Genomic DNA, 4,613 nt, shown 5'->3' with positions numbered 1-4,613 from the left:
GGAGTGTAGTGGTGTGGCCTTTGCTCAGCGCCTCGTCCTGACGGCGGGACACTGCGTCTGCATGATGCGTCCGTTCACTGCGCCACCCGCTGAAGAGCGCCGGGACCCTCTTCGGCAACGCACGGGCTCCATCATGAGGAGCAGCGTCTTCACGAATGGCACTGTCACCGCCATCATCGACAGTTCTGAATGCGTGAAGACCGTCGCTGTCAAGACTATCGTCTATGATAAGTCTGGTTCAGGAAAGGAGAGGTTGCTCCAGACGACGTATCAAGGGACCGTTCAACCTCACCCTCGCCTCGAGCTCCTCTTCAATAAAGACGGCCATCAAGTGTGGTCCAGCGCGGATCTCGCGGTCATCAGGGTGGATGAGCCCCTGGAGGGTCTTCCAACCTTCGAGCTGGCAATCTCGGAGGTCCAGCCCGGCGATCCCATCATCATGGTCGGCTATGGGCCAGTAAGTACCAATGAGGAGATCGATGGAGATCGCCACTTCGGGCCAAACACGGTCGGCTGGATCCGGCGGCTGGAGACGGGAAGTGTGGAGTTTGTCGTCGCGGGCCAGCGCCAACCCGATGGTACTCCCGCTGCGCACCTCTTTGGAGGCGACAGCGGTGGAGCGTGCTTGAGCAAAACCAACGCCCTGGTCGGCATTGCCGCGTCCTCAGCCAGGAACCGGAAGGGCGAGACGCTCTCCGTCTTCACCAGCGTCTATGCGCACCGGGACTGGCTGGAGCAACAGATGAGAGATCTCTAGCGTCTCACCGCCAAGGACGCTCTCAACCGGCCCGTCATAGACGTAGCTTGCTACTGCGGGAACACGACCTTGCTCACCCGAACAGTCCGGCCATCGTCGCCGACCATCACGAGGGCGAAAGGGCGTTTGATCTCGCTGCTCGTGAGATGCCACTCCAGGATTACCGGATAGCGGGCATTGCCTGGAGGAATTGGGCCCGTCCCAAGCCAGGTGACCGGCTTGAATACGCCACCGTGGTCATCGGCCAGGAAAACTTCCTTGATGCTCCACTCCTGGGACCCCGACTGAGAGACAGTGAGTTTAAGCGCCGCTCGATTACCAGCAGTGGCATATAGACTGAGACACCTCGCGACATAAAGCGCGTTACCGTGTGTGCCATGCAGATTGTCCAGGAGTGCTGTCTTAATGCCGTCGTGGTCAACGAAGTTGTTGGCGAGGAGGTCAGCCAGTCCGCCTCTTGTGAGCGCCTGATCTTCGAGTTGCTTCACACGACTTCGTAGCTGCGCGTTTTCCGCCCGGACCTCCTGAACTTCTTGCTGATATGCCTTCACCGGACGAGCGTGACGAAAAACGTCGATTTGGCGTGTCGCAAGAGCCGGGTGAGCGATCATAAGAAACGTCGCACTCTCCGGGGCTGCGCCGTCGAGGAACGAAACCGATAACAGAAACCGTTCCCCTGGCGTGAGGTCGCTCTTGGGCTTGAGAACTATCATGCGGTCCGCAACCACGAAGCTCTCGAATCGCTCACGCCCCTGGATCGCCACCAGGTCGCGGTCGACATCCGCATTGAAGCTGAGAACCGTCGCAATGCCAGCGCTAATGCATGCCTTGGGGGGCGCCATGGCCGCCTCGAGCGGCAAGTCGACCCTGGACGAAGCTGATTCGCATTCAACAAAGCTCGGCAGGTCCGCTTGAGCTGGGCTTGCGTGAAGAGCAAGTATAAGCCCGACTGACAAGAGGAGAGACATAGGGTAGCCTCAAAGGTGAAAGAATACGGCGAGATTTCTCACACACCGTCCGGCCGATTCACTTCCTCGCGGCTACGTCCGGACGGAGTTAGATGTAGATTTTGAAGTTGAGCTGGCCGAAGATCACAGCAGACTCCACAGTCGGGGCCTCCTTCATTTGTGCGCCGCGTTCACCGCGGGGGCCAACGAGGTGAGCGCAGATAGGGAACTCCTCACCTTCAGGCGTCGTGGCCTTCGTGAAGTTGCCGTAGACCCTATCCGACCCGAAGAAGAGCTTGCCTTCAAACTCGGCCTCGCGGAACGTGGGGCGATTATTTTCACTCAGCACTTTGACCCTGACCACCTCCTCACGAACAGTGACATTCGTTCCGAGGACCGTTCCAGGCCACTGGCCGTAGAAACTTTCGCCTCCTGTCATCCCCCACTTCTCCATCTGCTGGACCGTCTTCTCGGGGCATGGCCCAAGCGGAGGGGGCTCCGAACGAACGACCGTCGTGTTGCTCACACACCCGGCAGCCGCAATGCAGCACACTCCGACACACTTCCTGACCTTCTTCAGCGCGTTCTTCACGTCTGACTCGTCCTTGGGAAGCGTCGCCTCAACGACGGACGCGGGGGTTGAGGTCGCGTCGGCGCCAGATTCGGGCGATCGCAGCGGAATCGCCAGTTTTTGAACCGGAATGCCTACCTGCCAGGCTGCGAAGGGGACGACTTCCCCAGTGGGTTGGAACTCGCTTGGCCCCAGTGCAGGCGTATCGAAGGAGCTCGAGCCTGACACCGTGAGGCGAGACGGCCCCTCCACCGAAAGGGGCACTATGACGAGCCCCACCGCCAGCATCATCGTCCAGGAGCCAGCCCGACGTACGGATAGCTGGCCGGCCGCCGAGGCCCTCTGCCTCCATCCAGCCGGCTCGCGTGGAGCCGCCACTGGCACCGGAACTGGTACGGCCACGGCCACCGCGGCGGCTGCTGGGGCTGGTTCCGCGTCCTCGGCCTTCGGAAGTGGCCGGGGCTCCGGTGAAGGCACGGGGGGCGGCGCTGGCGCCATGTACTCGGGCAGCTTGATCACTCGCCCACGCCGGGGGACCTTGATCGTCGAGAAGACCCACTCGAGCCCATCCTGAGCGAGCCGCGTCGCATCGATCTCGGTCGTCCGGCACTCGGGCGCGTTGGGGTCGCCCAGCGGCACCTCCCAGTTCTCCGCCCCCGCGGACGCCTCCAGCGCCCGGCGCAGCTCCCCGCACATCGCTCGCAGGTCCGGATAGCGCTCCTCTGGGCTCTTCTCCAGCAGCCGCATGCAGATGGCCCCCAGCTCAGGCGGGACACGGGGGTTGACGACGTGGGGCATCTTGTGGAACTCCCGCAGCACCCGCCGCGTCATGAGGGGATCCTCGCGCAGGCCAAAGGGGAGCATGTCCGTCAACATCCAATAGAACGTCACCCCCAGCGCCCACTGCTCGTCCTTCGGCGTGGGCCTGTAGCGCGCGTCTTCATCCCTGGCATGCTTCCACGCTTCTGGGCTGACGTACTCCAGCGTGCCGGTGACCTGCCCGAACCCCTCGCTTGACCTGGCCCCCCTCAGCGCCGCCAGCCCAAAGTCCAGCACCACCGGCTCCTCGCTGGGCAGCCGGACCATGATGTTCTCCCGCTTCACGTCCCGGTGGAGCACGCCGGCCTCCTGCACCGCGATCAGCGTGCGCCCGAGGGAGAGCACCAGTCCGCCGACCTTGCGTGCTGACGGGTTGTGGATCATCACGTAGTCGTAGAGCGTCAGCCCCTCCACGTACTCCATGACGACGTAGAAGAGCCCACGCTCACGGTCTGGCCACCTGCCGCACGCGATGAAGCGCACCACGCCTGGGAGCTGAAACTCTGTGAGCGTCATGAGGGCCTGCACCTCACGCGCGCCGAACCGATCGAGCCCCGGGTCCAGGAACTTCGCCGCGTAGAACCGTCCGGACGCCTCGGCGCGGTACACATGGCCGTGCCCGCCTTCTCCGAGCAGGCCGACGATGCGGTAGTCACCGACCATGGCCCCTATGGAGGGGAGTCGATAGTGCTGCTGATCCATGGGTTCCCCCAGCCTCCTGACTCACATGGTAGCACGCACGGGGGCCAACCTCCTGCATCCTGCGTCCAGGCCCCGCTCTCTATGAGCGCTTCCGTCTCCGGCCCTCCAGCATGACCTTGGCCACGCCCTGAAGGGCGATGACTTCCTCCTCGCGCAGCTCACGAGCAAGGAGAGTGAGGCGGCGGACGTGGGGAGGATCCTCGGGTCTCTGCGGCGGGCCTGACACGCTTCCGGGCTCCGTGAGGCCGAGGAGCACTCGCGGATCCGCTTCGAGGACGTGACACATCCCCAGGAACGTCTGGATGCTCGGCAGCAGCACCCCGCGCTCGATCCTGCCGTACACCTCCATGGCGATCCCGATCCGATCCGCCACTTCGGCCTGAGTCAGGCCCATCCGGAGCCGGGCCTCGCGTGCGGCTGCGCCCAGTTCGTTGGCGAAGCGCTGCATCGTTTGAGAGCGACTCATAGGGAGTTCCAAGGCTGATCCACCGGAGCGGGGAGGATGCCGGACTCAGTCACGCTGTACGCGACATGCTCGTCGAGCTTCCTTGCGGCACTGATGAGCGTCGCCATTTCCGCCGCCAGATTCCTCTCGTGATACTTGGGCCAGGAGTCGCTCATGTACCCGCGCAGCTCGTCCGCCAGGGTGAGGGCGCTCTGGTGCCGCTCCGCAGGATCGACTTGGAGGGCTCCCGCGATGATCCTACGCAGCCGTTCGGCGAGCCTCCTTGTGGCCCGCTCCACGTCCTTTGAACCGAAGTGCAGGAGGCGGGCTGTCAGGATCTCAAGCGGGATCGTCGGCGTGGTCTCGACCTGA

Annotated in this window: 4 protein-coding genes and 1 pseudogene; 1 reads left to right on the top strand and 4 read right to left on the bottom strand. The window is 63.3% G+C overall.

Annotated features, from left to right (window positions below; genetic code table 11):
• Positions 1 to 757, top strand: a 757-nt coding sequence (locus VD972_RS17200; protein ID WP_324988364.1) for a serine protease, incomplete at its 5' end; no start/stop codon positions are given.
• Between the two features lie 50 nt (positions 758 to 807).
• On the opposite strand, the gene VD972_RS17195 is transcribed toward VD972_RS17200, so the two are convergent.
• From VD972_RS17195 to VD972_RS17180, 4 genes and pseudogenes are all read right to left on the bottom strand, one after another.
• On the bottom strand, positions 808 to 1,725 hold the full coding sequence (locus tag VD972_RS17195; protein WP_324988363.1) for a DUF2381 family protein: 918 nt from the start codon (positions 1,723 to 1,725) through the stop codon (positions 808 to 810).
• Between the two features lie 88 nt (positions 1,726 to 1,813).
• Positions 1,814 to 3,796, bottom strand: coding sequence for a serine/threonine-protein kinase (locus VD972_RS17190; protein WP_324988361.1), 1,983 nt, complete (start codon positions 3,794 to 3,796; stop codon positions 1,814 to 1,816).
• A 79-nt stretch (positions 3,797 to 3,875) separates the two neighbouring features.
• Entirely contained in the window at positions 3,876 to 4,262 is a 387-nt protein-coding gene (locus tag VD972_RS17185; protein ID WP_324988359.1) for a helix-turn-helix transcriptional regulator, read from the bottom strand.
• Positions 4,259 to 4,613 (bottom strand): annotated as a pseudogene (locus tag VD972_RS17180) (hypothetical protein); the annotation flags it as partial. The pseudogene VD972_RS17180 and the gene VD972_RS17185, both read right to left, overlap by 4 nt.

This window comes from Hyalangium sp. (genome assembly GCF_035629615.1).
In the GTDB taxonomy this organism is placed as follows: domain Bacteria; phylum Myxococcota; class Myxococcia; order Myxococcales; family Myxococcaceae; genus Hyalangium.
Note: the sequence above shows the minus strand (reverse complement) of the source record. Positions and strands in the feature narration are given on the sequence as shown.

Coding starts and splice junctions, on each gene's coding strand:
- VD972_RS17190 (WP_324988361.1), bottom strand. CDS start 3,796: ATGGATCAGCAGCACTATCGACTCCCCTCCATAGGGGCCATGGTCGGT.
- VD972_RS17195 (WP_324988363.1), bottom strand. CDS start 1,725: ATGTCTCTCCTCTTGTCAGTCGGGCTTATACTTGCTCTTCACGCAAGC.
- VD972_RS17185 (WP_324988359.1), bottom strand. CDS start 4,262: ATGAGTCGCTCTCAAACGATGCAGCGCTTCGCCAACGAACTGGGCGCA.